At 72.6% G+C, this 23,511-nt stretch carries 23 protein-coding genes; 5 read left to right on the forward strand and 18 right to left on the reverse strand.

Annotation, left to right across the window (positions count from 1 at the left end):
• Positions 1 to 60: 60 nt before the first annotated feature.
• The 7 genes from ACFYZY_RS20455 to ACFYZY_RS20485 form a co-directional block, all read right to left on the reverse strand.
• The gene (locus ACFYZY_RS20455) at positions 61 to 540 is read right to left on the reverse strand and encodes a hypothetical protein (RefSeq protein WP_388695961.1); all 480 of its coding nucleotides are present in this window, start codon (positions 538 to 540) and stop codon (positions 61 to 63) included.
• A 143-nt stretch (positions 541 to 683) separates the two neighbouring features.
• The gene (locus ACFYZY_RS20460; protein ID WP_388695963.1) at positions 684 to 1,700 is read right to left on the reverse strand and encodes a TIGR03842 family LLM class F420-dependent oxidoreductase; all 1,017 of its coding nucleotides are present in this window, start codon (positions 1,698 to 1,700) and stop codon (positions 684 to 686) included.
• Positions 1,701 to 1,711: 11 nt separating this feature from the next.
• Positions 1,712 to 3,115 carry a dihydropyrimidinase gene (hydA, locus tag ACFYZY_RS20465; RefSeq protein ID WP_388695966.1) on the reverse strand — a complete coding sequence of 468 codons (1,404 nt, stop codon included), beginning with the start codon at positions 3,113 to 3,115 and terminating at the stop codon, positions 1,712 to 1,714.
• An 88-nt stretch (positions 3,116 to 3,203) separates the two neighbouring features.
• Positions 3,204 to 4,484: an aspartate aminotransferase family protein gene (locus ACFYZY_RS20470; RefSeq protein WP_388695969.1), complete on the reverse strand. Its 1,281-nt coding sequence runs from the start codon at positions 4,482 to 4,484 to the stop codon at positions 3,204 to 3,206.
• Complete coding sequence (locus tag ACFYZY_RS20475; RefSeq protein WP_388695971.1) at positions 4,481 to 5,323, reverse strand: nitrilase-related carbon-nitrogen hydrolase; 843 nt, start codon at positions 5,321 to 5,323, stop codon at positions 4,481 to 4,483. The genes ACFYZY_RS20470 and ACFYZY_RS20475 overlap by 4 nt, the downstream gene beginning before the upstream one ends.
• A 234-nt stretch (positions 5,324 to 5,557) precedes the next feature.
• A complete protein-coding gene (locus ACFYZY_RS20480) occupies positions 5,558 to 5,941 on the reverse strand; it encodes a PPOX class F420-dependent oxidoreductase (protein ID WP_388695973.1) in 384 nt (127 codons plus the stop codon).
• Positions 5,942 to 6,011: 70 nt separating this feature from the next.
• On the reverse strand, positions 6,012 to 6,263 hold the full coding sequence (locus ACFYZY_RS20485) for a helix-turn-helix domain-containing protein (RefSeq protein ID WP_388695975.1): 252 nt from the start codon (positions 6,261 to 6,263) through the stop codon (positions 6,012 to 6,014).
• A 33-nt stretch (positions 6,264 to 6,296) separates the two neighbouring features.
• Here ACFYZY_RS20485 and map point away from each other — a divergent pair, with 33 nt between their 5' ends.
• Positions 6,297 to 7,064, forward strand: coding sequence for a type I methionyl aminopeptidase (map, locus tag ACFYZY_RS20490; RefSeq protein WP_388695978.1), 768 nt, complete (start codon positions 6,297 to 6,299; stop codon positions 7,062 to 7,064).
• A gap of 6 nt (positions 7,065 to 7,070) precedes the next feature.
• On the opposite strand, the gene ggt is transcribed toward map, so the two are convergent.
• Positions 7,071 to 8,870: a gamma-glutamyltransferase gene (gene ggt, locus ACFYZY_RS20495; RefSeq protein WP_388695980.1), complete on the reverse strand. Its 1,800-nt coding sequence runs from the start codon at positions 8,868 to 8,870 to the stop codon at positions 7,071 to 7,073.
• Positions 8,871 to 8,974: 104 nt separating this feature from the next.
• Here ggt and ACFYZY_RS20500 point away from each other — a divergent pair, with 104 nt between their 5' ends.
• Together ACFYZY_RS20500 and ACFYZY_RS20505 are read left to right on the forward strand one after the other, a co-directional pair.
• A complete protein-coding gene (locus ACFYZY_RS20500; RefSeq protein WP_388695983.1) occupies positions 8,975 to 9,718 on the forward strand; it encodes a hypothetical protein in 744 nt (247 codons plus the stop codon).
• 140 nt (positions 9,719 to 9,858) lie between these two features.
• A complete protein-coding gene (locus ACFYZY_RS20505; RefSeq protein WP_388695986.1) occupies positions 9,859 to 11,424 on the forward strand; it encodes a CocE/NonD family hydrolase in 1,566 nt (521 codons plus the stop codon).
• A 38-nt stretch (positions 11,425 to 11,462) separates the two neighbouring features.
• Here the strand turns inward: ACFYZY_RS20505 and ACFYZY_RS20510 are convergent, their stop codons facing one another.
• The 9 genes from ACFYZY_RS20510 to ACFYZY_RS20550 all read right to left on the reverse strand — a co-directional run bounded on the left by ACFYZY_RS20510 (position 11,463) and on the right by ACFYZY_RS20550 (position 19,081).
• Complete coding sequence (locus tag ACFYZY_RS20510) at positions 11,463 to 12,320, reverse strand: amino acid ABC transporter permease (protein WP_388695989.1); 858 nt, start codon at positions 12,318 to 12,320, stop codon at positions 11,463 to 11,465.
• Positions 12,317 to 12,961 carry an amino acid ABC transporter permease gene (locus tag ACFYZY_RS20515; RefSeq protein WP_388695991.1) on the reverse strand — a complete coding sequence of 215 codons (645 nt, stop codon included), beginning with the start codon at positions 12,959 to 12,961 and terminating at the stop codon, positions 12,317 to 12,319. The genes ACFYZY_RS20510 and ACFYZY_RS20515 overlap by 4 nt, the downstream gene beginning before the upstream one ends.
• Entirely contained in the window at positions 12,949 to 13,896 is a 948-nt protein-coding gene (locus ACFYZY_RS20520; RefSeq protein WP_388695994.1) for a glutamate ABC transporter substrate-binding protein, read from the reverse strand. Before ACFYZY_RS20520 ends, ACFYZY_RS20515 begins: the two co-directional genes overlap by 13 nt.
• 13 nt (positions 13,897 to 13,909) lie before the next feature.
• Positions 13,910 to 14,656, reverse strand: coding sequence for an amino acid ABC transporter ATP-binding protein (locus ACFYZY_RS20525; protein ID WP_388695997.1), 747 nt, complete (start codon positions 14,654 to 14,656; stop codon positions 13,910 to 13,912).
• A gap of 139 nt (positions 14,657 to 14,795) precedes the next feature.
• Positions 14,796 to 15,239, reverse strand: a complete 444-nt coding sequence (locus ACFYZY_RS20530) for a DUF6278 family protein (protein ID WP_388695999.1) — start codon at positions 15,237 to 15,239, stop codon at positions 14,796 to 14,798.
• A 134-nt stretch (positions 15,240 to 15,373) separates the two neighbouring features.
• Entirely contained in the window at positions 15,374 to 16,153 is a 780-nt protein-coding gene (locus ACFYZY_RS20535; RefSeq protein WP_388696001.1) for an exodeoxyribonuclease III, read from the reverse strand.
• A gap of 84 nt (positions 16,154 to 16,237) precedes the next feature.
• Entirely contained in the window at positions 16,238 to 16,870 is a 633-nt protein-coding gene (locus ACFYZY_RS20540; protein WP_388696003.1) for an MBL fold metallo-hydrolase, read from the reverse strand.
• Positions 16,871 to 16,879: 9 nt separating this feature from the next.
• Complete coding sequence (locus ACFYZY_RS20545) at positions 16,880 to 18,139, reverse strand: alpha/beta fold hydrolase (RefSeq protein WP_388696005.1); 1,260 nt, start codon at positions 18,137 to 18,139, stop codon at positions 16,880 to 16,882.
• Between the two features lie 402 nt (positions 18,140 to 18,541).
• The gene (locus ACFYZY_RS20550; RefSeq protein WP_388696007.1) at positions 18,542 to 19,081 is read right to left on the reverse strand and encodes a DUF6368 family protein; all 540 of its coding nucleotides are present in this window, start codon (positions 19,079 to 19,081) and stop codon (positions 18,542 to 18,544) included.
• A gap of 665 nt (positions 19,082 to 19,746) precedes the next feature.
• On the opposite strand from ACFYZY_RS20550, the gene ACFYZY_RS20555 reads away from it, so the two are divergent.
• Complete coding sequence (locus tag ACFYZY_RS20555; protein WP_388696010.1) at positions 19,747 to 21,156, forward strand: DUF2252 domain-containing protein; 1,410 nt, start codon at positions 19,747 to 19,749, stop codon at positions 21,154 to 21,156.
• A 234-nt stretch (positions 21,157 to 21,390) separates the two neighbouring features.
• Here ACFYZY_RS20555 and ACFYZY_RS20560 read toward each other — a convergent pair whose 3' ends face one another.
• Entirely contained in the window at positions 21,391 to 22,245 is an 855-nt protein-coding gene (locus ACFYZY_RS20560; protein WP_388696011.1) for a class II glutamine amidotransferase, read from the reverse strand.
• Between the two features lie 510 nt (positions 22,246 to 22,755).
• Here ACFYZY_RS20560 and ACFYZY_RS20565 point away from each other — a divergent pair.
• Positions 22,756 to 23,511: a (5-formylfuran-3-yl)methyl phosphate synthase gene (locus ACFYZY_RS20565; protein ID WP_388696014.1), complete on the forward strand. Its 756-nt coding sequence runs from the start codon at positions 22,756 to 22,758 to the stop codon at positions 23,509 to 23,511.

The raw sequence follows: 23,511 nt of genomic DNA on the forward strand, positions 1-23,511 counted from the left end.
CGTTTGCCGGGGTCGCGCCTTCTCCCCCATCGCCACTTGGCCATGCGTCGCCCCGGCCGTCTACTCGGCCACGATGCCGCTGACCGCGCTGGACCCCGCGCCGGTGGCCTCCGCGGCCCCGGTGTTCACGGCTCGCGCGGCCCGGCCGCCGCCCGACCGCTTCACCCCGGTCACGGCGCTGCCGCCGTCCCGCGCCAGAGCGTTCCCGGTCGCCAGCGCCGTGTCGTCCCCCGCACCGGCGACGAAGGCCAGCAGGGCACGCAGGTCCTGGACCGCCCGCTCCCGGTCTCCCGCGCCGAGGGACTCCAGCAGGACCTCGAACCGCTCCTGCCACATGCCTTCCTGGCGCGACAGCTCCCGGTCCGGGTCCGTGGCGGCATCCGGCTCCAGGGCCCGTGCCGTCCGGTCCAGCCGCTCCAGCTCGGCCCGCCCCCGCTCCGCGTCGCCCCGGCCGAACAACGCGGCGACCCGCTGCCGCACCGCGTACCAGGCGTCGGTCCCCGCGGCCTGGACCACCGCCGCGCCACCCGCCGCTGCCAACGCGGTCAACGTCTCGGCCAGCAAAGTCCCCACCCACCCTCACGTCGCCTCAAGACCTCTCTCCGCAACGTACAGCTCCGCTGCCGCGAATGGACACCGAATGGGGCCGGTCGAAGGCCTCCGCTCGACGGGACGCCGGGAGGTCAGGAGTTGATCACGGGGATGATCCCGGAGCCGTACGCGTCGATGGTGGCCTCCTGGGCGTCGTGCATCGCGTACACCGCGAACTGGTCCACGCCGAGGTCCTCGAGGTGCCGCAGCTTCTCGACGTGCGCCTCGGCGGGGCCGAGGAGGCAGAAGCGGTCGACGATCTCGTCGGGCACGAAGGCGGTGTCGGGGTTGCCGGCCCGGCCGTGGTGTGCGTAGTCGTAGCCGTGCCGGTCCTTGATGTACGCGGTGAGTTCCTCCGGGACCATGCCGGAGTGCTCGCCGTACCGGGCGACCAGATCCGCGACGTGGTTGCCGACCATGCCGCCGAACCAGCGGCACTGGTCGCGGGCGTGGGCCAATGCCTCCGGGGAGTCGTCGGCCGTGACGTAGGCGGGGGCGGCGACGCAGACGGTGAGGGCGTCGGGGTCCCGGCCCGCGTCGGTGGCCGCCTGCCGGACGGCCCTGACCATCCACTCGGTGAGGAACGGGTCGGCGAGCTGGAGGATGAAGCCGTCGGCCTTCTGCCCGGCGAGGGCAAGGGCCTTGGGACCGTAGGCGGCCATCCAGACGGGCAGCTTTCCGTTCTTCACCCAGGGGATGCGGATCGGGTTGCCGTCGACCGTCGCCTCACGGCCCTCCGCGAGGTCGCGGATGACCTCGATGGCCTCGCCCAGGCGGGCCAGGGTGTTGGGCTTGCGGCCGGCGACGCGCATGGCGGAGTCGCCGCGGCCGAGGCCGCAGACGGTCCGGTTGCCGAACATGTCGTTGAGGGTGGCGAAGGTGGAGGCCGTCACCTCCCACGCCCGTGTCCCCGGGTTGGTCACCATCGGGCCGACGCGGAGCTTGGTGGTGTGCTCCAGGATCTGGCTGTGAATGACGAAGGGTTCCTGCCACAGCACGGCGGAGTCGAAGGTCCAGCCGTGGCGGAAGCCGTTGCGCTCCGCCCGGCGCATCAGGCCGACGACCCGCGAGGCGGGCGGGTCGGTCTGCAGGACGAGTCCGAAGTCCACGGGACGGCCTCCTAGTTCAGGTACTGACAGGTGGAACGGGGGACGAAGATCCCGTGTCCGGCGCGGCCGACGTACGTGCGCCGGTCGAGGACGGGTTCGCCGCGCGAGAGGACCGTCTCGACCCGGCCGGTGACCGTTCTCCCTTCGTACGCCGAGTAGTCGACGTTCATGTGGTGGGTCCCGGCCGACAGCACCTGGGTGGTGTGCGGGTCGTAGACGACGATGTCGGCGTCCGCGCCGGGGGCGATCGTGCCCTTCTGCGGGTAGAGGCCGAACATCCTCGCCGGGGTGGCGCAGGCGATCTCGATCCAGCGGCGCCGCGAGATGTGGCCGTCCACCACCGCCTGGTGGAGGAGGTCCATGCGGTTCTCCACCCCCGGCAGGCCGTTGGGGATCTTCGAGAAGTCCCCCCGCCCCAGCTCCTTCTGGCCCGTGAAGCAGAACGGGCAGTGGTCGGTGGAGACCACCTGGAGGTCGTTCGTCCGCAGCCCCCGCCACAGCGCCGCCTGGTGCTCCTTCGGCCGCAGGGGCGTGCTGCACACGTACTTGGCACCCTCGAAGCCCGGCTCCGCCAGGTTGTCGGTGGACAGGAAGAGGTACTGGGGACAGGTCTCGCCGAAGACGGGGAGCCCCTTGTCGCGAGCGGCCGCCAGCTCGGCCACCGCCTCCTGTGCGGAGACATGGACGACGTAGAGCGGGGAGCCCGCGACCCGGGAGAGCTGGATCGCCCGGTGGGTGGCCTCCGCCTCCAGGAGGGACTTGCGGACCTCCCCGTGGTACCGGGGGTCGGTCTCGCCCCGGGCGAGGGCCTGCTCCACCAGGACGTCGATGGCGATGCCGTTCTCGGCGTGCGCCATGATCAGCCCGCCGTTGCCGGCGGAGCGCTGCATGGCGCGCAGGATCTGCCCGTCGTCGCTGTAGAAGACGCCCGGGTACGCCATGAAGAGCTTGAACGAGGTGATCCCTTCCTGGACGAGCAGGTCCATCTCCTTGAGCGTGTGCTCGTTGACGTCGGAGAGGATCATGTGGAAGGCGTAGTCGATCGCGCAGACGCCGTCGGCCTTGGCGTACCAGGCGTCGAGCCCCTCGCGCAGGGAGCGGCCCGCGGTCTGCACGGCGAAGTCCACGATGGTGGTGGTGCCGCCCCAGGCAGCGGCGCGGGTGCCCGTCTCGAAGGTGTCGGAGGCCGATGTGCCGCCGAAGGGCAGCTCCATGTGGGTGTGGACGTCGACGCCGCCCGGGATGACGTAGCGGCCGGTGGCGTCGACGGTCCGGCCGGCGGACCAGCCGGCCGCCGCGTCCGAGCCGTGGGCCGCGAGGGCGGCCACGCGGCCGTCCTCGATCAGCACGTCGGCGTGGACCTCGTCGGCGGCGGTGACGACGAGGCCGCCCCTGATGAGGGTACGAGTGCTCACGGGACTCTCCCTGCTCGATGCGTCGGGACTGCGGGGACCACCGGGGCCGGCGGTCTGCCGGGCCGCCGGAACCGGCGGTCTCCCGGGTTCACAGGGACCGGAGGGCCCGTCCGAGGAGGGCGGCGCCCTCCTCGGCCTCGGAGACGGTGAGGGAGAGGGGCGGGGCGATGCGCAGGGTGCTGGTGTCGTGGCCGCCGCCCTTGCCGATGAGCAGGCCGTTCTCGCGGGCCGCCTCCAGGACCGCGGCGACCGCCTCCGGGTTCGCGCGGTCGGTGTCCGGTTCGGTGAGTTCGACGCCGATCATGAGCCCCCGGCCGCGTGCCTCCCGCACGGCGGGGACACCGGCGCAGACGGCCCGGACGCGTTCCAGGAGGAGACCGCCGACACGGCGGGCGTTGCCCTGGAGGTCGTGTTCCAGGAGGTACGAGAGGTTGGCGAGTCCGGCGGCCATGGTGACGGGCGAACCGCCGAAGGTGGAGATGGAGTGGGCGTCGACGCAGTTCATCACCTCGGCGCGGGCGACGACACCGCCGATCGACATGCCGTTGCCGATGCCCTTGGCGAAGGTGAGGATGTCGGGCGGCCCGGCCCGGCCGTGGGCCTGCCAGCCCCAGAAGTGGTCGCCGGTGCGGCCCCAGCCGGTCTGCACCTCGTCCGCGATCCACAGGATGCCGTGCCGGTCGAGGACGCGGCGGAAGGCGGCGTACAGGCCGTCGGGCGGGGAGGTGAAGCCGCCGACGCCCTGGATCGGCTCCGCGATGAGCGCGGCGACGTTCCGGGTGTGGCCGATGAGGTCTTCGAGGTCGGCGACGCACGCCTCGGTGAACCGCTCGTCGGTGTACCCGGCGTAGGGCCCGCGCGTGCGGACGGCGCCGTGCACGTAGAGCGTCTGGAGCGGGGAGAGGCCGGTGGGCGACCAGGCGCGGTTGCCGGTGACGCCGACGGTGGAGAAGGAGCGGCCGTGGTAGCTGTTGCGCATCGCCAGGATCTGGTTCGAACGGCGGTACGTGGTGGCGAGGAGGAGGGCGGTGTCGTTGGCCTCGGTGCCGGAGGTGGTGAAGAAGACGCGGGCGTCGGGGATGCCGGAGAGCCCGGCGATCCGCTCGGCGAGCTCCACCATGGGCCGGTTGAGGTAGAGCGTCGAGGAGTGGACGATCCGTCCGGCCTGCTCGGCGACGGCCTTGGTGACCTCGGGCAGGGCGTGGGCGGTCATGGTGGTGAGGATGCCGCCGAAGAAGTCGAGGTACCTGCGTCCCTCGGCGTCCCAGACGTGGCGGCCCTCGCCGTGGGTGATCTCCAGGGGGTCGCGGTAGTAGAGGGCGACCCAGTCGGGGACGACGGCCCTGTGCCGGTCGTACAGGCTGCTCACGGCCGCACCAGCCCGTCGTACGCGTCGGGGCGGCGGTCCCGGTAGAAGGCCCACTGCCGGCGGACCTGGGCGATGAGGCCGAAGTCGAGGTCGCGGACGACGAGTTCCTCGTCCTTGTCCGAGGCGACGTCGCCGACGAAACGGCCGCGCGGGTCGACGAAGTAGCTCGTGCCGTAGAAGTCGTTGTCGCCGTACTCCTCGACGCCGACGCGGTTGATGGCGGCGACGAAGTACTCGTTGGCGACGGCTGCGGCGGGCTGTTCGAGCTGCCAGAGGTGGGAGGAGAGGCCGCGGTGGGTGGCGGACGGGTTGTAGACCAGCTGGGCTCCGTTGAGTCCGAGCTGGCGCCATCCCTCCGGGAAGTGCCGGTCGTAGCAGATGTAGACGCCGACCTTGCCGACGGCGGTGTCGAAGACCGGCCAGCCGGCGTTGCCCGGACGGAAGTAGTACTTCTCCCAGAAGCCCTCGACCTGGGGGATGTGGTGCTTGCGGTACTTGCCGAGGTAGCTCCCGTCGGCGTCGATCACGGCGGCGGTGTTGTAGTAGAAGCCCTCGTCCTCGACCTCGAAGACGGGGACCACGATCACCATGCCGGTCTCCCGGGCGAGGTCCCGCATCCGGCGGACGGTCGGGCCGTCGGGGACGGGCTCGGCCCAGCGGTAGTGCTCGGGCTCCTGGACCTGGCAGAAGTAGGGGGCGTTGAACACCTCCTGGAAGCCGATGACCCCGGCGCCCTGCCGGGCGGCCTCGCGGGCGTGCTCCTCGTGCTTGGCGATCATGGATTCGGTGTCCCCGGTCCAGGTCGCCTGGACGAGCGCGGCGCGTACGACGTCGTTCATGAGCTGCTCCTTCGGCACGGCGTCAGAGAGCCTCTACGCACGTAGACGCGGTGCGTAGGAAGAGAACGTAAGCCCCGTCACACCCCGGAGCAAGACCACTGCCGCGAAGCGGCCGAGTCGATCATGTTTCATACCCGAGTGGTCCACATCGGACACGCACGGGCACACGCGACCGCATACGGGCGCGGTGCGGGGCCCCGGCGTCCGGGGCCTCGCGCCGCGCCCGGCCGGGGCTCACGGGAAGCGCACGACGATCCCGGTGTGCGGGCGCCTGCCGAGCCGGAAGAGCGTGGCCGGAACGTCGACGAGCCAGAACTGCCAGGTGTACTTGCGCAGGAGCAGCCGCCGGACCCGGCGCAGCTCCTCCCCCGTCACGAGGCGGGCCTCGCCGGTCACGCGTGCGGCGCCCCCGGGGACGTTGCCGCGCACGTCGCAGACGGCGGCCACGACCCGCGGGTCGTTCCGCAGCCGCTTGACCTTCCAGGAGTCGGTGCGGGTCCAGGCGTACAGCTCGGAGCCCTCCACCGCGTACCAGACGGGCGTCGCGACCCCCGTGCCGTCCTTCCGGAAGGTGGTCAGGCTGACGTAGCGGCCGCGCCGCAGCTCCTCGGGAATCATGCCCGGGAGCCTACGGGGCGCGCCGGACCGGGCCGCGCCGGACACCGGGCCGGACCCGGGCCGCCCCGGCTCAGACCGGGGCCGGGGAGCAGTGCGTGACCAGCTCGTCCATGGAGAGGCCGAGGACGCCGGCGAGGGCCGCGACGGTGAAGAAGGCCGGGGTCGGGGCCCGGCCGGTCTCGATCTTGCGGAGGGTCTCGGCGGAGAGTCCGGCGGCCGCCGCGATCTCGACCATGGACCGCTCGCCGCGCGCCTCGCGCAGGAGCAGTCCCAGACGCTCGCCGCGCTCGCGCTCTTCGGGGGTCAGGGGGGTGCGCACCATGAGGCCATTCTAATACCGGTATAGTAATTGGTCATGGTGGAGATCAAGACGAACGAATCCCTGGCGGCCATGCGCGAGACCGGGCGGGTGGTGGCCCGCGCCCTCGCGGCCGTACGGGAGAAGGCGGCGCCCGGTGTCCGGCTGACGGACCTCGACCGGGCCGCGCGCGAGGTGCTGGCGGACGCGGGCGCCGGCTCGCCCTTCCTGGGGTACCGCCCGGAGTGGGCGCCGGTGCCGTTCCCGGCGGTCGTGTGCCTCTCGGTGAACGACGCGATCGTGCACGGCGTCCCGGACGACACCCGGCTCGCGCCGGGCGACCTGGTGTCCGCGGACTGCGGGGCGCTGCTGGGCGGCTGGGCGGGCGACTCCGCCGTCAGCTTCACGGTCGGCCCGGCCCGGCCGGAGGACGCCCGGCTGATCGCCACGGCGGAGGAGGCCCTGGAGGCCGGCATCGCGGCGGCCGTCGTCGGCAACCGGATCGGGGACGTCGCGCACGCGATCGGGCGGGTCTGCCGGGCCGCCGGGTACGGCATCCCGGACGGCTTCGGCGGGCACGGCATCGGCCGCACCATGCACGAGGACCCGGGCGTCCCCAACGAGGGACGCCCGGGCCGGGGCATGAAGCTGCGTCACGGGATGACGCTCGCGATCGAGCCGATGCTCATCGGCGGTGGTACGGACGACTACTACACGGCGCGGGACGGCTGGACGATGCGCACGTCCGACGGCTCGCGCGCCGCCCACGCCGAGCACACGGTGGCGATCACGGACGACGGCCCGCGCGTGCTGACGGCGCCGTAGCCCCCGTCACCTCCCCGCCGGCCGGACCACCATCGCGGAGCCGCCGCCCCGCCGGACCGTCTCGGCCGCGGCCAGCCAGCGGCCGTCCGGCAGGCGCTGGACGCCGGTGGCCGCGCCGATCTCCGGGTTCTGCCGGAAGCGGTGCCCGATCGCCTCCAGTTCGGCGCGGACGGGGCTGTTCCACAGGCCGGGTTCGAGTTCGGTGGTGGCCTGGTTGCGCTGGCTGGCGCGCGGCGCGGCGATCGCCTCGACCAGCGGAAGCCCCCGGTCGAGGACCCCGGTGAGGGTCTGGAGGACGGTGGTGATGATGGTCGCGCCGCCCGGCGAGCCGAGGGCGAGGACGGGCCGGTCGTGCCGGTCGAGGACGATCGTCGGGGAGATCGAGGAGCGCGGGCGCTTGCCGGGGCCGGGCAGGTTCGGGTCGTGCACGGCCGGGTTCGCCGGGGCGAAGGAGAAGTCGGTCAGCTCGTTGTTGAGCAGGAAGCCCCGGCCGGGCACGGTGATCCCGCTGCCGCCGGTGGACTCGATGGTGAGCGTGTAGGCGACGACGTTGCCCCACTTGTCGGCCACCGTCAGATGGGTGGTGTTCTCGCCCTCGTACGTGGTGGGGGCGGCGGTGCCGCCGGGGGCGCAGTGCGCCGGGTTCCGCGGGTCGCCGGGGGCGAGCGGGCTGGTCAGGACGGCGTCGTCGCGGACGAGGCAGGCGCGGGAGTCCGCGAACCGCTGGGAGAGCAGGCCGCGCGTCGGCACGGACTCGAAGGCCGGGTCCCCCACCCAGCGGCCCCGGTCGGCGAAGGCGATGCGGCTGGCCTCGACGAAGCGGTGCAGGTAGCGGGTCTGCGAGGCGCGGGAGAGGTCGGTGTTCTCCAGGATGTTGAGCGCCTCGCCGACGCTCGTGCCCCCGGAGGAGGAGGGGGCCATGCCGTAGACGTCGAGGCCCCGGTACGAGACCTTCGTCGGCTCGCGGAACTCGGTGCGGTACGAGGCGAGGTCGCGCTCCGTCAGGTCCCCGGAGCGGACGTTCCGGGTGGCGCCCGGGCGGACGGGGGGCGTGCGGACGGTGTTGACGATGTCCCGGGCGAGCGGTCCCTTGTAGAGCGCGCCGACGCCCTCGCGGCCGAGCTTCTCGTACGTACGGGCCAGGTCCGGGTTCCTGAAGCGCGAGCCGACCTCGGGCAGCCGTCCGCCCGGCAGGAAGAGGGCGGAGGAGGCCGGGAAGTCGCGGAAGCGGGCCTCGTTGGCGGCCGTCTGGGAGCGGAAGGTCTCGTCCACGGTGAAGCCCTCGCGGGCCAGGCGCTCGGCGGGTGCGAGCAGGGTGGAGAGCCGCTTGCTGCCCCAGGCGTCGAGGGCGGACTCCCAGGTCGCCGGGGTGCCGGGGGTGCCGACGCCGCGCCCGCTGGTCATGCCCTCGTCGAAGGGAATGGGGGCACCGTTCTCCACGAAGAGGTTCGCGTCGGCGGAGCGGGGCGCGGTCTCGCGGCCGTCGATCGTGTGGACGGTGCGGCTCTTCGCGTCGTAGTAGACGAAGTAGCCGCCGCCCCCGATCCCGGCCGAGTAGGGCTCGGTGACGCCGAGGGCCGCCGCGACGGCGACGGCGGCGTCCACCGCGTTGCCGCCCCTGCGGAGCACCTCGATCCCGGCGGCCGAGGCGTCGGCGTCGACGCTGGCGACGGCGCCGCCGTAACCGGTCGCGACGGGCTCCTTGACGGGCGGCGCCGCCACCGTCGGCGGTGCGGCGGCGCCCACCGAGAGCACCGTCGCCGCGACGGCGAGAAGCGAGACCTTGCCAGCGGCCGAACGACGCATGCGTACCTCCAGTCAACTGCGGTCCGCGCAGCGTAACTTCCCCGGAGCCCTTCCGTCAGGAACGCCTCGAACTGAATGCCGGATCGCCGCTAGCATGCGCGCCCATGGACGAAGACCTGCGCAACATCGTGCTCGGGGTGCTGGCCACCGGTGTCAGCGCCTCCCTCGGCTGGCTCGGCCGCACGTACCAGTGGCGGCGCGGGCTCCGCCGCAAGCAGGCGTTCTTCGGGCTTTCCGGGGGCTCCGAGTGCCTGCTGGTGGTGAACCGGGAGTCCGGCGGGGACAACGTGGTGCACCGCCACGACGTCTTCGCGCTGCTCGAACTCTCCACGCTCGTCAAGGACTGCGGGGCGCACGCGCGCATCCTGTCGCACGACCGGACCCACCAGGGCTTCGGCGACCGCACCGAGTTCTGCGTGGGAGGACCGTACTCGAACAGGCGCACGGCGGCCCATCTGGCCACCCTGCTGCCGGGCGTGTCGGTGAACGTGGAGGTCGAGCCGTCCGAGACCCGGGGGTCGATCACGGTCGGCACCGAGCGCCACCTCATGGACAAGGGGACGTCCGAGTACGTGCTCCTGGCCCGGCTCACGGCCGGGGAGGGACACCGGCCGGTCTTCCTCTTCTGCGGGCAGCGGGCGATCACCAACCAGGCCGCGACCCGCTACCTGGCCCGTCACCACGAGGCCCTGGCGCGCCGTCACCGCGGCGGCTCGTTCGTCCTGCTCCTCAGGGTGGTCAACTCGGACGCCTACGGTCCCGACGTGGTGGAGCTGGTGGCCGACGTGACGCGTGCGGCGCTCACGGCCCCGGCGCCCGCCCCCGCGTCCGGGACCGCGGCGGCGTAAGCGGGGCGCCCGGCCGCCAATCGTTACCCCCACGTGACGCACCGGGGTGTTACCTCCGGTAAGCCGCCGAGGTTACCGTCGGGTACTTTCACTGCCCCCTCAGCGCCGCCCCCGCGGCGTCCCCAGTGAGGAGTACCCCCGTGCGCGCACCCCTGGTCCTCGCCGTCTCGACCGCCCTCCTGGCCGGGACGGCCCTCGGCCTCGCCCCCACCGCCCAGGCCGGCACCACCGATACCGCCGGCACCACCGGCGTCCGTTTCGTCGACATCCCCGGGGAGGGCGGCACCGTCCTCAAGGCGAACGTCGTCACCCCCGCCGGGACGCCCGCCGACGCCCGCCTCCCCCTGATCGTCTTCCCCACCAGCTGGGCCATGCCCCAGATCGAGTACGTCGCCCAGGCCCAGAAGCTCGCCGACTCCGGCTACGTCGTCGTGAGCTACAACTCGCGCGGCTTCTGGCAGTCCGGCGGCGAGATCGAGACCGCGGGCCCCAAGGACGTCGCCGACGCCTCCGCCGTGATCGACTGGGCCCTCGCCCACACCCCCGCCGACCCCGGGCACGTGGGCATGGGGGGCGTCTCGTACGGCGCCGGGATCAGCCTGCTCGCCGCCGCGCACGACCCCCGGATCAAGGCCGTCGCCGCGCTCAGCGGCTGGGCCGACCTCATCGAGTCCATCTACAGCGGCCGGACCCAGCACCTCCAGGCCGCCGCCCTGCTCGGCGGCGCCGGATACCTCACCGGCCGCCCCGGGCCCGAACTCCAGCGGATCCTGAGCGACTTCCTCTCCTCCAACCTCGCCAAGGAGGAGGACATGATCGCCTGGGGCCGCGAGCGCTCCCCGGTGACGTACCTCGACCGGATCAACGCCAACGGCGCCGCGATCATGCTCGGCAACGCCTGGGGCGACACCATCTTCCCGCCCAACCAGTACGCGAGCTTCTACGAGAAGCTCACCGGCCCCAAGCGCCTGGAGTTCCGCCCCGGCGACCACGCCACCGCCGAACTCACCGGCCTCTTCGGCCTGCCCAACGACACCTGGACCAGCACCCGCCGCTGGTTCGACCGCTACCTCAAGGGCGCCGACAACGGCATCGACCGCGAGCAGCCGGTCCAGCTCGCGTCCCGCTCCGCCGGCGGCTACGAGGGCTACGCGGACTGGAAGTCCGTCCAGGCGGACCGGCGGAAGTTCGACCTCGGCGGCACGCAGCGGGTCTGGGCGAACGTCGACTCGGGCGCCAACGGCGGCATCACCCTGCTCACCAACGCCCTGGACCAGTTCCTCCGCGTCCCGCCCGTCGTCTCCGTCCCCCTCCTCCCCCGCTCCTTCGCCGGCGTGTGGCAGTCCGAGCGGTACGACGCCTCCCAGCGGGTGCGCGGCACGGCGAAGGTGCACACCACGGTCGCCTCCACCGAGGAGAGCGGCACCCTCGTCGCGTACCTCTACGACGTGAGCCCGCTCGGCGTGGGCAAGCTGGTCACCCACGCTCCGTACACCTTCCACGACAAGGTTCCGGAGCAGCCGTTCGCCGTCGACCTGGAGCTGTTCTCCACGGCGTACGACGTGCCCGCCGGGCACCGGCTCGCCCTGGTGGTCGACACCGTCGACCCGCTCTACATCGAGCACAACCCGACCGGCGCGCGGCTGACCTTCTCCTCCCCCGCGGCCGACCCGTCGTACGTGTCGGTACCGCTGCGGAAGGAGTGATCACCGGCCGCTGCCGGGCGGGTGCGGCTCCCGTCCCGCTACCGCCCTCCCGGCAGCGGCGTCCCCGGCCCCGCGGGGGCGACCTCCACGGCCCCCGCCTTCGGGTCGCGGCGCTCCCTGCGGGCCAGCCAGGTGGCGAACCAGGAGAGCAGCATGCACATCCCGATGTAGATCGGCGAGATGACGAGCACGACGGGGATGAACGGCAGGTCGTAGTCGAGGTTCGACGCGATCAGCTTGCCCGCGTGCAGGAACTCCTCGTAGGTGATGAGGAACCCGAGCGAGGTGTCCTTGAGCGCCACCACCAGCTGGCTGATGATGGCGGGCAGCATCGCGCGGACGGCCTGGGGCACCAGGACGTACGTCATCACCTGCGTCTTGCGCATGCCGAGCGCGTACGCGGCCTCCCCCTGGCCGCTCTCGACGGAGTGGATCCCGGTGCGGAACACCTCGGCGAGCACCGAACCGTTGTAGAGGGTCAGGCCGGTGACGAGCGCGGGCAGCGGCTGCACCTTCAGCGCCACGAAGACGAAGAAGATCATCACCAGGACGGGCATGGCGCGGAAGAACTCGACGAACAGGGTCGAGATCCACCGCGGCACCCGGTGTTCGGAGAGGCGGCCGGCGGCCAGGAGGGCGCCGAGGGCGAGCGAGAGGACCGCCGCGCAGGCGAACGCCTTGAGGGTGTTGCCCAGGCCCCTGAGCAGCAGCTCCTGGATGCCCTCGTAGAGGAAGGGCGACCACTTGGTGGAGGTGAACTGGTCGGTGGCGAAGAGGAGATGGAGAATCCAGCCGGCCAGCGCGAGGAGCAGGACGGTGGCGGCGAGGCCGTAGAGGAGGTGGCGTTTCCGGGCGCGCGGCCCGGGGATGTCGTAGAGGGCGGTGGACTCGGTCATCGGGCGACTCCCCAGCGCTTCTCCATGACGTGGAAGAGGGCGCTGATGGTGAGGGTGATGATCAGGTATCCGACGGCGATCCAGACGAAGGTCCAGACGATGTTGTAGCCGAGCTCGTTCAGCGTCTTGTAGGTGCCGAGGAGTTCGGTGACGCTGAACGCGCCCGCGATCGCCGAGTTCTTGGCGAGGGCGATCAGGGTCGAGCCGATGGGCGGGATGACGGTGCGGAACGCCTGCGGCAGGACGACCGTGCCGAGCGTCTGGGTGAAGGTCATGCCCAGGCTGCGGGCCGCTTCCCCCTGGCCGCGCGGCACCGTGTTGATGCCGGAGCGCAGCACCTCGCAGATGAAGGCCGAGGTGTAGCAGCCGAGGGCGAGGACCGCGAACAGCTCGAAGGGCAGGACCAGTCCGAAGCGGGGCAGTCCCAGCATGACCGCGAAGAAGAGCAGGGTCAGCGGGGTGTTGCGCAGGACGGTCACCCAGGCCGTTCCGAAGGCCCGGAGCGACCTCACGGGCGCCGCCCGGAAGGAGGCCATGACGAAACCCAGGACGAGGGCGAGCGCCGAGGCGTAGACGGTGAGTTCGACGGTGCCGAGGAACCCCTTTCCGTAGAGCGAGAAGTTGTCGGTCAGGACGTCCATGTCGAAGGAGCTCCTCCGGGTCGGCCCGCCGGGTACCGGTCGATGGCGGGCGGCTTCGGGGCGGGGACCCCGGAGAGGCCGAGGGTCGCGTCGTACGCCTTCTTCCAGTCGCCGTTCTTCTCGTGGGCGGCGATGGCGTCGTCCAGTGCCAGGCGCAGGGCGTTGTCGTCGCGCGGGACGCCGATGCCGTACGGCTCCTTCGAGAACGGCTTTCCCGCCACCTTGAGTTCGTCGGGGACCTTGGCGGCGTAGCCCATGAGGATCGTGTCGTCGGTGGTGACCGCGTCCACCTGGTAGGTCAGCAGGTTGTCCACGCAGACCGAGTAGGTGTCGTAGGCGACGAGTTCGGCCTTCGGGTAGTCCTTCTGGATCCGCTGGTACGGGGTGGAGCCGGCGGCCGAGCAGACCCGTTTGCCGGCGAGGTCGCGCGGGCCGTGGATGTCGTTCTCGTCGGTGCGGACCAGCAGGGACTGGCCGGCCTGGTAGTAGGGCCCGGCGAAGCCGACGAGCTTCTTGCGGTTGTCGTTGATGGTGTAGGTGCCGACGTAGTAGTCGATCTGGCCGTTCTGCAGGGCGGTCTCGCGGTTGGCCGAGGCGATCGTGCGGAACTCGACGCGGGCCGGGTCGAAGCCGAGGGAGGCGGCCATCATCTTGGCGATCTCGATGTCGAAGCCGGAGTAGCGGCCGGAAGCCGGGTCCTTCTCGCCCATGTAGGGCTGGTCCTCCTTGACGCCGACGACGAGCCGGCCGCGCTTCTTCGCCCGGTTCCAGGTGGCCGAGCCGGGCAGGGCGAAGTCCTCCCGCACCTCGTAGACGGGGAGCTGGTCGGGCTGCGGCCCCTTGACGGGCGGGCTGCCCTCCCGGCCGCAGCCGCCGAGCGCCGTCGCGGCGAGCAGCAGGGCGAGCGCGGCCAGGGTCCGGTGCGTACGCTGCATGGTTCCCACCCGGTCAGTGCTTGAGGATCTTGGAGAGGAAGTCCTTGGCGCGTTCGCTGCGCGGGGCGGTGAAGAAGTCCTCCGGCGCGCGGTCCTCGACGATCCTGCCGTCCGCCATGAAGACGACCCGGTTGGCGGCGGAGCGCGCGAAGCCCATCTCGTGGGTCACGACCACCATCGTCATGCCCTCCCGGGCCAGCTGCCGCATGACCTCCAGGACCTCGTTGATCATCTCGGGGTCCAGCGCCGAGGTCGGCTCGTCGAAGAGGAGCGCCTTGGGGTCCATGGCGAGGGCGCGGGCGATGGCGACGCGCTGCTGCTGGCCGCCGGAGAGCTGGGCGGGGAACTTGCCGGCGTGCGCGGCGAGTCCGACCCGGTCGAGGAGTTCGCGCGAACGCCGGTCGGCCTCCTCCTTCTTGCGCCCGCGGACCTTGACCTGGGCGAGGGAGACGTTGTCGAGGACGGTCCTGTGCCCGAAGAGGTTGAAGGACTGGAAGACCATGCCGACCTCGGCCCGCAGCCGGGCGAGCGCCCGGCCCTCGGCGGGAAGCGGCTGCCCGTCGATGAGGATCTCCCCCGACTCGACGCTCTCCAGGCGGTTCACCGCCCGGCAGAGGGTGGACTTGCCGGACCCGGAGGGGCCGATGACGACGACCACCTCCCCGCGGGCGACGGTGAGGTCGATGGACTGGAGGACGTGCAACGTGCCGAAGTGCTTGTTGACGCCACGCAGTTCGATCAACGGATCGACGACGGCCATACGCTGCCCTGCCCCATTTCTCAGCGGTGTCGCGGTCAGCGCAAACTACCCACCGAAAAACGGACTTCACGGGACGACACGCATGAAACAGGAATAAGCCGTATTTACTGCGCAAGGGTGGGGCGTCCGGCCGCCCGCGTCAGTACTCGGCGGCCTCCGCGTACGCCCGGGAGAGCGGGGGAGCGCCCGTCGTCGCCCAGTCGAGGCCGGCCTCGACGGCCCGGATCTCCCGGCCGGAGGCGAGCCGTACCACCGGACCGCCGCCCGGCCGCACCTGCCAGCGGGCGCCCGGGACGTTCCGCACGACCACCGTGCCGAGGTAGAGGCCGGCGTCGTTCCCGAACCAGGGCAGCTCCTCCGGGTCGTCCCGCCAGCGGGGCGGCAACTGGTCGAGCTCCTGGAGGGAGCGCGGGGTGTCGTCCAGCTCCACCCCGGCCTCCCCGGCACGGGCGCGCAGCAGCTCGCACTCGGCGAGCAGCTCGGCCACCCCGTCCGGGTCGCGGTCGAAGGCCGCGGCCAACGGGGAGGCCGGAGGGGCGGAAACGTGCCGTCTGCGCCAGGTGTCCAGAAACGGGATGTTCATCCGAACAGCGTCGCACCGCTTCCCGCCGGTCCACCACCCGGCGCGCGGAGATCGTTCCCGGACGGGCCGGCGGGCCCGGACGGGCCGGACGGCGGTCCGGCGGACCCGGCGCGGCGCGGTCCGGACCGGGGCCCCTACACGTCGAGGTCGACGACGACCGGTGCGTGGTCCGAGGCGCCCTTGCCCTTGCGCTCCTCACGGTCCACGTAGCTGTCCGTGACGGCTTCGGTGAAGGACTCGTTGCCGTAGACCAGATCGATGCGCATGCCCTTGTTCTTGGGGAAGCCGAGCTGGCGGTAGTCCCAGTAGGTGAAGGGGTGGTCGTACTTGAGGGGGCGCGGGACCACGTCGCTCAGGCCGGTCCCGCGCAGCGCGGCGAGCGCGGCCCGCTCCGGCTCCGTCACGTGCGTGGCGCCCTCGAAGAGGGCGACGTCCCAGACGTCCTCGTCGGCCGGCGCGATGTTGTAGTCGCCGAGGACCGCGAAGGGGCGCTTCCCCGCCGCGTCCTCCGCGACGGCGGCCTTGAGCGCCTCCAGCCAGCGCAGCTTGTAGGCGTAGTGGTCGTGGGCCACCTCGCGGCCGTTCGGCACGTACACCGACCAGACGCGGACCGGGCCGCAGGTCGCGGAGACCGCCCGGGGCTCCTGGACCCCCTCGTACTCCGGTCCGCCGGGCAGGCCCGTGACCACGTCCGTGAGGCCGACCCGGGAGAGCAGGGCGACGCCGTTCCACCGGCCGGTGGCGTTGACCGCCGACTCGTAGCCCAGGGCGCGCAGCTCCTCGGTGGGGAACTGTTCGGCGCCGCACTTGGTCTCCTGGATGCACAGCACGTCGGTGCCGCTGCTCTCCAGCCAGGCCAGGAGACGGGGCAGCCGGGCGGTGATCGAGTTGACGTTCCAGGTGGCGATGCGCATGGGCGCAAGCCTACTGGCGGGGACCGACAACGGCCGGTCGCCCGGGGCCCCTACGGTGCCCGGCGGCCCCCGGGGGCGGACGGCTCAGACGTCGGCGGAGGCCCCCGGGGCGAGCCGGGAGTGGTCGGTGCCGCCGAGTTCGCCGATCTGGCGGTCGTAGATCGGCCGGGCGAGGTCGGTGAGCAGGGCGTCGTGGACGTCGTACGCCCGGCGCGGCCTCACCTCGCGCACGTAGTCGATGACCTCGGAGATCTTGTTCCAGGGAGCCATCACGGGCAGCAGCAGCGTGTCGACGGGGTGGTCGGGCACGGTGAGGGCGTCACCGGGGTGGAAGACGGTGCCGTCCACGAGGTAGCCCACGTTGGTGACGCGCGGGATGTCCGGGTGGATCACCGCGTGCAGCTCGCCGTGGACCTGGACCTCGAACCCGGCCGCCGTGAAGGCGTCGCCGTGGCCGACGGTGTGCACCCGGCCGGGGAAGGCTGCCGAGATCGCGCCGGCGACACTGCGCAGCGTCCAGAGTTCGACGGCCGGGTCGGCCTCCAGGGCGGCCCGCAGCCGGCCCTCGTCGAAGTGGTCGGGGTGCTCGTGGGTGACGAGGAGGGCGTCGGCCCCGAGGGCGGCGTCCTCCTCGGTGAACCCGCCGGGGTCGAGGACGAGCGTCCGCCCGTCCTTTTCGAGGCGGACGCAGGCGTGAGTCTTCTTCGTCAGCTTCACACGGCCAGGCTACGACGGGGGCGTGGTCTCCTCCTCGATGACGCGGGTGACGACGCGCAGCGCGGTCTCGGCGGCCGGGAGGCCGCAGTACACGCCCGCGTGGAGCACGATCTCGCGGATCTCGCCGGGCGCGAGGCCGTTGCGGAGGGCGGCCCGGGTGTGGTCCGCCAGGGCCTCCCGGTGTCCCCCGGCGAGGAGCGCGGTGAGGGTGACGGCGCTGCGGGTGCGGCGGTCGAGGCCGTCGCGGCTCCACACCTCGCCCCACTCGTACCGGGTGACGAGGCCCTGGAAGGCCCCGTCGGGATCGTCGGCGAGGGCCTGGTCCACATGGGCGTCGCCGAGGACCTCGCGGCGCAGCCCGAGGCCCTTCTCGTACGGATCGGGGCGGTCCGCCTCGGCGGGCCCGGCGTCCGGGGCGACCTCCGGGGCCTCGGCGGCGAGGACCGGGGGCGTGCGGGGCGGCGGCACGGCCAGGGCGCCGCTGGTGTCCTGGGCGGTCCCGGCGAAGTGGTCGACGAGCAGGTCGGTGACGGCCGCGGGCTGCTCGACGGGGGCGAGGTGGGAGGCGCCGGGGACGACGGCGAGCCGGGCGTCGGCGATGCCGGCGACCAGGGTGCGGGCCTCGGCGGGACCGGTGACCTGGTCCTCGGAACCGACGAGGACCAGCACCGGGATGTCGACGCGGCCGAGCGCCTCGCGGACGTCGAAGACGGCGAGGGCCTCGCAGGCGGCGATGTAGCAGGCGGGATCGGTCGTACGGACCATCTGGACGGCCCAGTCGACGATGGCGGGCTGCGCGCCGGCGAAGAGCGGGGTGAACCACTGCTCGGGAGCGGTGCGGGCCATCGGCTCCAGGCCGTTGGCGCGGACGATGACGCCGCGCTGCCGGAACTCGTCGGCGGTGCCGAACCGGGGCGAGGCGGCGACCAGGGCGAGCGAGGCGACCCGGTGGGGCGCCCGCAGCGCGAGGTCGAGGCCGACGGCACCGCCGAGGGAGCAGCCCGCGTACCCGAAGCGCTGGACGCCGAGCGCGTCGAGGGTGGCGAGCAGCCTGTCCCCCAGGTCGGCGACGGAGGTGAAGGGCCGGGCGGGCGCCCCGCCGTGTCCGGGCAGGTCGAAACGGACGACCCGCCAGTCCCGCGCGAGCTCGGGGACCTGCCGGTCCCACATGTGGAATGTGGTACCGAGGGAGGGCCCCAGGACAAGGACCGGAGCCTGTTCCGGCCCGTCGACGCGGTACTGCAGGGTGTTCGGTGGTGTCTCGCTCACCCGCTAGACCCTCTCATCTCTCACGTTTTCTCACATCGCCGGGTCGAACCTAGCGGCTCCCGCCCCGTCCGGATGCCGGATCCGGAACCGACCGCCCCGCCGCGGGTCCGTGGAGGCCGCCCCACGCCGCTGTCGCTCCGCGCGCGTCCTCCACGTCCCGCTTCACGTACCACCGCCCGGTGGTCTTCACGTCACCGGGCTCTTTCCGAGCCGGCGGTGCCGGCCGCGAGCCGGACGTGCCCGCGCGACGACGATGCTCCCGAACGACGGCCGGGCTTCTCCGGGCAAGGGGTGAAGCCGCCCGGAAACGAACCGTCGTCACGGCGGTCGGTGGGCCGCGCGAGCTTCGGGCTGCTGCTCGAGCGTGTACCGCTCGTCCGAGCCGGCCGGCCGGGGTTCCGGCTACTTCAGCAGCCGGAACCCGGGCTGCCGGACCCATGCCCGGAGGAACTCCGCCGAGCCGTACACGGCGGGCCAGGGATCGGTCGTCGTGGCGATGACGCCGGGAAGGCCCGCCACCACAGGCACGCGGTCCTCCCACAGTTCGGCGTTGACGACTCCGCCGATCACGTCGATGACGGCGGCGGCCAACAGGGCCGTGACGACGTGGTCGACCGGACGGTTGGAGAAGGCGACCACATGGGCGGCGTGGGTCGGCCTGAAGCCGATGAGGGGCTCCTGGTCGATTTCCTCGCCGTGTCCGGCCTCGAATGCGGACTCGTCGCCGATGCCGGGCCCCGTGACGGAGACCAGGACGGGACGCCCCTCGTCGCCCCCGGTCTCCGGGATGCCGAGGCTCCCCGCGCGGATGTTCAGGTCGTACTCGCCGACCCGCTTCTCCTCGAACCGCACCGAGGAGCGGACCAGGAGGTCGCGGAGCCGCCGGATCGCCGCAGGGGGAACGGCCTCCGCCAACTCGATCACCAGTACCGGTCCGCTCATGGACCGAAGCCTAGCCAGCCGGAACCGCCTTCCCCACCTCATTGATCGGCGTGCGCACATCGCGGAAGGCGGGCCGGGGCCGGAAGGGACAGCGGATGCTCACGACACCGGGAGGCGTGTCCGGGCCCGGAGGAACCGAACGGGACAGCGCGGGCCGTCGCGGCGCCACCGCCGACAGAGCGGGACGCTTCGAGACCGGCGTCCTCACGATTCGCCCCCTCCCCCCGTACTCGAGGAGTCGGAGGAAGCCCGGCGGGCCGCCACCCTGCCGGGGCGCGCACGGAGACCGCGAGAGGCGGGGGCCGCTCCCTCCGGCGTACGCGCTCCCCCGTGCTGCCGCCCACGCCCGAGCGGCGTTCACGGGCGAGTGCGGTCGCCCGACCGTTCCGCGGTCGGGGCCGGCACCACGGGACCCGGGTCACCCGTGAGGGGTGATCCCTCCGTGCCACCGGGACAGTGGGACGGGATCCGGGAACGATCGGACCACAGGACCCGGACGAGACGAAGAGACGTGCGATGAGCGATGTGAATCCGGACGGCGGAGACCCGGCCCCGTCCGGGCCCGCCGCCCGTGGCGGACCGCGGTCCCGCCGAACCGTCGCGATCGCCGCCGCCCCGCGTGCCGTGCCGATCACCGTCGACCCCACGGAACCGGAGGCCGGACCATGACCGTACCGGGCGCCTTCACCCCCTCCCTGACACCGGCCGAGCGGGACGCCTACGGCAGGAAGGCCCGCAAACGGGTCTCGCGTGCGTGCCACGGCCGGTACGAGCCGGGCCGGGAACGCTTCGACCCGGTCGACGTGCTCGAGCGGCAGTCGGCCGAGCGCGTTCCGGAACTGGTGCCGGTCCGCTACGGCCGCATGCTGGAGTCGCCGTTCCGCTTCTACCGGGGTGCCGCGGCGATCATGGCGGCCGACCTGGCGTCCCTCCCCCACAGCGGGCTGCGGGTGCAACTGTGCGGGGACGCCCATCCGCTGAACTTCCGGCTCCTGGCCTCACCGGAACGCCGCCTCGTCTTCGACATCAACGACTTCGACGAGACGCTGCCCGGCCCGTTCGAGTGGGACGTCAAGCGTCTGGCCGCCGGATTCGTGATCGCGGCCCGGGCGAACGGCTTCTCGCCCAAGGAGCAGGACAACACCGTACGGGCCTGCGTACGGGCCTACCGGCAGCGGATGCGTGAGTTCGCCGGCATGCCCACCCTCGACATCTGGTACGCCCAGGACGACGCCGACCACGTGCGGCGGCTGCTGGCGACGGAGGGGGAGGGGGAGGCGGAGCACCGCCTTCGCGACGCCGCCGCGAGAGCCCGCACCCGGACCCACGTGAGGGCGTTCGCCAAGCTCACCCGCGTCACCGCCGAGGGCCGGCGCATCGCCCCGGACCCACCGCTGATCACCCCCCTCGGGGATCTGGCGGCCGACCCGGCCGGGGCCGGCCGGGAGGAGGAACTGCGGTCCGTCATGAAGGGCTACGCGCGGACCCTCCCGCCCGAACGGCGGCACCTGCTGCGCCACTACCGGCTGGTGGACATGGCCCGCAAGGTGGTGGGCGTCGGCAGCGTCGGCACGCGCTGCTGGGTGCTGCTCCTGCTCGGCAGGGACGACGACGATCCCCTGCTGCTCCAGGCCAAGGAAGCCTCGGAGTCGGTGCTGGCCGCCCACACGGGCGGTGAACGCCACGACAACCAGGGGCGCCGCGTGGTGACCGGCCAACGCCTGATCCAGACCACCAGCGACATCTTCCTCGGCTGGACCCACGTCACCGGCCTCGACGGACGGGGCCGGGACTTCTACGTGCGCCAGCTGTGGGACTGGAAGGGCATCGCGCGGCCGGAAACCATGGGGCCGGACCTGCTCTCCCTCTTCGGCCGGCTGTGCGGGGCCTGCCTGGCGCGGGCCCACGCCCGCTCGGGAGACCCCGTCGCGCTCGCCGCCTACCTGGGAGGCGGCGACCGTTTCGACCGCGCGCTCACCGAGTTCGCCCAGTCCTACGCCGACCAGAACCAGCGCGACTACCAAGCCCTGCGGGCAGCCCGCAGTTCCGGCCGGATCACGGCCGGGGAGCCGTGAAACCGGCACGGAAAAGACGGCCGGGGCGAGCCGCCCGGCCGCCGGCGTCACTCCGGAAGCCGCCGCATCTCCATGACGCGCAGGCCGCCCAGACCCCGGACCGGTGGTCACCGGCCTCCACGGTGGACCAGGACACCGGCTGCCGCGGACCGGGGGCGCAGGAACGGGTCCCCCAGCGGGTCGGCCCGCCCCCGGCCGGTTCCCGGGTCCCGTCGTCGGGCGGGGGCGCGGTACTCACCGTCCCGACGGGGGGAGGCCGGCGTACTCGGGCCGGAAGTCGTGGAGCGCGCTCTCGCCCGGCTGGACGACGCCGTAGCTGTTCTCCGGCACCTCGTTCCACGCGCCCGGGAGATCGCCCAGGGGTTCCGACACGACGAGACGGGTCTCGTCGGACAGCTCGCGCAGGAACGACACGTCGGGGTGGAGCGCGCGCAGGGCGTCCACCTCGGCGCTGACGTACAGCGAACGCGAGCGGCCCTCGCTGGAGTAACGGAAGGCCCACACGCGTTCGCCGTCGGTCACCGCGACGGTCATCTGCAGCGGGAGCGGGACACCGCGCGCGTCCGCCGTCGTCTCGATCAGGCCCGCCATGCGCGCCACGGCGGCGGGCGGGTCTTCCGTCAGACCGAAGGTGAGGGCGAGGAAGAACATGAGCTCGGAGTCCGTGGACCCCTCGATGTCGGCGTACAGCGACGGATCGACGGCCAGGGCCAGATCACGCCGAAGCCGGTGGAACTCGCTGATCGCCCCGTTGTGCATCCACATCCAGCGACCGCTCCGGAAGGGGTGGCAGTTGCTCTGCTGCACGGCCGTTCCGGTCGAGGCCCTGATGTGACCGAAGAACAGTCCCGAGCGGGTGTGGCGGGCGATCTCCCGCAGGTTGCGGTTGTTCCAGGCCGGGCTGATGTCCCGCAGGACCGCCGGCTCGGCCGTTTCCTCCTGGTACCAGCCGATGCCGAAGCCGTCGCCGTTGGTCGTCTCCACGCCCATGCGGGAGTGCAGGCTCTGGTCGATCAGGGAGTGTTTCGGCTGGAGCAGCACCTGGCTGAGGAGGACGGGCGTACCCGAGTAAGCGATCCAGCGGCACATCGTGACGTCCCTTCCGGCGACAGCACCACCGCGGTGGTCGGACGCGGGATTTCCCTCTGGCCGCAGCACGTGGGGAGCGTCCTCCCCGACTGTCACCAGTATCGCCTCGGGCGGCCGTCGGGGCATGCGGGCGGAGGGGGCCGGCGGGTTCCCGTCCCCGAGCGGGCCGGCGCCGGCGGCCCGGCCACGGGCCGGGGGCGCCTTTCGGCCGGGGCTTCGCCGTGTCACGAGAGCACGCGGACCCGCCGGCCGAAGGCGGGTGGCCCCGGTGCCGGAAGCGTCGACGCCGATCGCACGAACCGTTCACCGGCAGTCGAATCGTTCCCTCCTGAGGGATTCGCCCGGGTATGCACGGCGCACTCCATGGCGGGCACGAACGCCCCTTCGGATACTCCGCGCGCCCTTCCCCTTCCCGAGGGTGACGGAAATGATGGGCGCGCCGCGCATGAGCCGGGTCAACCGTGGGCCCCTGTCCCTCGGCCGGGCGAACCGGCGGCGAAGGAGGTCAGAGTGCTGCTTCTCATCTCCCCGAACGGTGTCGAGGAGGCTCTCGACTGCGCGAAGGCGGCGGAGCATCTCGACATCGTCGACGTCAAGAAGCCCGACGAGGGTTCCCTCGGCGCCAACTTCCCCTGGGTCATCAGGGAGGTCCGCGACGCGGTCCCGGCGGACAAGCCCGTGTCCGCGACCGTGGGGGACGTCCCGTACAAGCCCGGCACGGTGGCCCTGGCCGCGCTCGGCGCGGCCGTCTCGGGAGCCACGTACATCAAGGTCGGCCTCTTCGGGTGCACGACGCCCGATCAGGGCGTCGAGGTCATGCGCGCGGTCGTCCGGGCGGTGAAGGACCACCGTCCGGACGCGCTCGTCGTCGCCTCGGGCTATGCCGACGCCCACCGGATCGGCTGCGTCAATCCGCTCGCCGTGCCCGACATCGCCGCCCGTTCCGGCGCCGACGCGGCCATGCTCGACACCGCCGTCAAGGACGGGACGCGGCTGTTCGACCATCTCGCGCCGGACGTCTGCGCCGAGTTCGTCCGGCTGGCCCACGCGTCCGGCCGACTCGCGGCCCTCGCGGGCAGCGTCACGCGGGCCGACCTCGGTCCGCTGACCCGCATCGGTACGGACATCGTGGGCGTGCGGGGCGCGGTCTGCGAGGGCGGTGACCGCAATGCCGGAAGGATCCGGCCGCACCTGGTGGCCGCCTTCCGGGCGGAGCTGGACCGGCACGCCCGAGAGCACGCCGCCGACGCCCCCTCCGCGCGCTGA

It is taken from the genome of Streptomyces sp. NPDC001744, from assembly GCF_042892575.1.
In the GTDB taxonomy this organism is placed as follows: domain Bacteria; phylum Actinomycetota; class Actinomycetes; order Streptomycetales; family Streptomycetaceae; genus Streptomyces.

What these genes read in the sequence shown, in the direction of transcription:
- ACFYZY_RS20520 (WP_388695994.1), bottom strand. Translation starts at nt 13,896, where the DNA reads ATGCAGCGTACGCACCGGACCCTGGCCGCGCTCGCCCTGCTGCTCGCC.
- map (WP_388695978.1), top strand. Translation starts at nt 6,297, where the DNA reads ATGGTGGAGATCAAGACGAACGAATCCCTGGCGGCCATGCGCGAGACC.
- ACFYZY_RS20480 (WP_388695973.1), bottom strand. Translation starts at nt 5,941, where the DNA reads ATGATTCCCGAGGAGCTGCGGCGCGGCCGCTACGTCAGCCTGACCACC.
- ACFYZY_RS20485 (WP_388695975.1), bottom strand. Translation starts at nt 6,263, where the DNA reads ATGGTGCGCACCCCCCTGACCCCCGAAGAGCGCGAGCGCGGCGAGCGT.
- ACFYZY_RS20475 (WP_388695971.1), bottom strand. Translation starts at nt 5,323, where the DNA reads ATGAACGACGTCGTACGCGCCGCGCTCGTCCAGGCGACCTGGACCGGG.
- ACFYZY_RS20550 (WP_388696007.1), bottom strand. Translation starts at nt 19,081, where the DNA reads ATGAGCGGACCGGTACTGGTGATCGAGTTGGCGGAGGCCGTTCCCCCT.
- ggt (WP_388695980.1), bottom strand. Translation starts at nt 8,870, where the DNA reads ATGCGTCGTTCGGCCGCTGGCAAGGTCTCGCTTCTCGCCGTCGCGGCG.
- ACFYZY_RS20525 (WP_388695997.1), bottom strand. Translation starts at nt 14,656, where the DNA reads ATGGCCGTCGTCGATCCGTTGATCGAACTGCGTGGCGTCAACAAGCAC.
- ACFYZY_RS20500 (WP_388695983.1), top strand. Translation starts at nt 8,975, where the DNA reads ATGGACGAAGACCTGCGCAACATCGTGCTCGGGGTGCTGGCCACCGGT.
- ACFYZY_RS20515 (WP_388695991.1), bottom strand. Translation starts at nt 12,961, where the DNA reads ATGGACGTCCTGACCGACAACTTCTCGCTCTACGGAAAGGGGTTCCTC.
- ACFYZY_RS20535 (WP_388696001.1), bottom strand. Translation starts at nt 16,153, where the DNA reads ATGCGCATCGCCACCTGGAACGTCAACTCGATCACCGCCCGGCTGCCC.
- ACFYZY_RS20555 (WP_388696010.1), top strand. Translation starts at nt 19,747, where the DNA reads ATGACCGTACCGGGCGCCTTCACCCCCTCCCTGACACCGGCCGAGCGG.
- ACFYZY_RS20510 (WP_388695989.1), bottom strand. Translation starts at nt 12,320, where the DNA reads ATGACCGAGTCCACCGCCCTCTACGACATCCCCGGGCCGCGCGCCCGG.
- ACFYZY_RS20560 (WP_388696011.1), bottom strand. Translation starts at nt 22,245, where the DNA reads ATGTGCCGCTGGATCGCTTACTCGGGTACGCCCGTCCTCCTCAGCCAG.
- ACFYZY_RS20530 (WP_388695999.1), bottom strand. Translation starts at nt 15,239, where the DNA reads ATGAACATCCCGTTTCTGGACACCTGGCGCAGACGGCACGTTTCCGCC.